Source organism: Burkholderia sp. Ac-20379, assembly GCF_017104645.1.
Lineage (GTDB): Bacteria > Pseudomonadota > Gammaproteobacteria > Burkholderiales > Burkholderiaceae > Burkholderia.
Window position 1 is genome coordinate 1 of the sequence record NZ_JAAGPF010000686.1, and the last position, 1,550, is coordinate 1,550.

Sequence of the window (1,550 nt, forward strand, 5' to 3'; positions counted from 1 at the left end):
AGGTGATACGGAAACACGCAACATAAGTGTCACACACCGCCACTTAGGTGTCTTGTCTTCTGCTGACGATAGGTGCTAGCTTTTTCACATTTTCTTTTTTTTTAGGGTCCGCCCGACGCCGAACTCTCCACTGCCACCACCCCTCTTTCCCTCCACGCCCTTCTTCCGTTCTGTCGAAGACCGAGCCGGCGCGCCGAACCGCGACGATCGCGGCCGGCCCCTGGCGCTTCGCGCGCACCAGCGTCCAGGCCTTCAGCAGCAGCAGGCACCAGCTCGCCACCGACATCGCCAGCAGCAGCCAGGCGACGCCATGCGTGACGGCGTCGCCGCTCGCGAGGTAGTGCATCACACCGGTGTCCGTCGCCATGCGCGCCTCCCGGTCGTTCGGCTCAGCGCAGGCCGAGCACGTCCTGCATGTCGAACAGGCCGGCCGGCTTGTCCGCGAGGTAGCGCACCGCGCGCATCGACCCCTGCGCATACGACACGCGGCTCGACGACTTGTGGCTGATCTCGATGCGCTCGCCGATCCCGGCGAACAGCACGGTGTGATCGCCGACGATGTCGCCGCCGCGGATCGCCGCGAAGCCGATCGTCGACGGATCGCGCGCGCCGGTTTCGCCCTGGCGGCCGTAGACGGCGCATTCGTCGAGCGTGCGGCCCAGCGAGGCGGCCACGGTTTCGCCCATCATCAGCGCGGTGCCCGACGGCGCATCGACCTTGTGACGATGGTGAGCCTCGATGATTTCGATGTCGTAGCCCTGCGCGAACTGCTTGGCGGCGAATTCGAGCAGCTTGAGCGTGACGTTCACGCCCACGCTCATGTTGGCCGAGAACACGATGCCAACCTGCTCGGCGGCCGCACGCAATTGCGCCTTCTGCGGCTCGCTGAAGCCGGTCGTGCCGATCACGAGCTTCACGCCGTGACGGCGCGCCGCATCGAGATAGCCGATCGTGGTGTCGGGGCGCGTGAAATCGATCAGGTAATCGGCTTCGGCGAACACGCGTTCGACGTCGTCGGTGATCGTCACGCCCGTTTGCTTGCCGAGGAACGCGCCGGCGTCCTGGCCCAGGTGCGCCGAACCCGTGCGGCCGAGCGCGCCGACCAGCTTCGCGTCGGCATCGTTGAGAACCGCTTCGATCAGCATGCGGCCCATACGGCCCGATGCTCCGGCAATGGCAATGTTCATGGTCGTGTGTCGCGAATTCGCGTGATTGACTGAAAAACGTGACTGAAAAACGGACTGCAACCGGCACGGAAAAGCCGGCCGGGGCCTGCATTTCGCCCCGGAAAACGAACCGGGCGGCCGAAGCCGCCCGTCGGGGGATCCTGCCGGATCAGTTCGTGCTGCTCGGCGGCGCCGAAATGTCGGCCGGCGGCGAGGTCAGCGGCTGGTTCGGCAGATTGTCGGTGCTGCGCGGGCCGACCGGCTGCGTGCCGTCGCTCGGCACCGCAGGCGCCGGCGGACGATGGAACTGGAACTGCGGCTGGACGGCCGGGCTCGCGCCGGGCGGCAGGCCGCCCGGGGTCGGGGCCGACGGCGCGGCCGGCG

The 1,550-nt window shown here is 67.4% G+C and carries 1 protein-coding gene and 2 pseudogenes; all 3 read right to left on the reverse strand.

Translation table 11 applies throughout. The features are described from left to right. Positions 1–172 precede the first annotated feature (172 nt). A pseudogene (locus G3N92_RS33940) lies at positions 173–367 on the reverse strand (MotA/TolQ/ExbB proton channel family protein); the annotation flags it as partial. Positions 368–389: 22 nt separating this feature from the next. Beyond that, positions 390–1,187: a 4-hydroxy-tetrahydrodipicolinate reductase gene (dapB, locus tag G3N92_RS33945; RefSeq protein WP_206131857.1), complete on the reverse strand. Its 798-nt coding sequence runs from the start codon at positions 1,185–1,187 to the stop codon at positions 390–392. Positions 1,188–1,335: 148 nt separating this feature from the next. Then, a pseudogene (locus G3N92_RS33950) lies at positions 1,336–1,550 on the reverse strand (outer membrane protein assembly factor BamE); the annotation flags it as partial.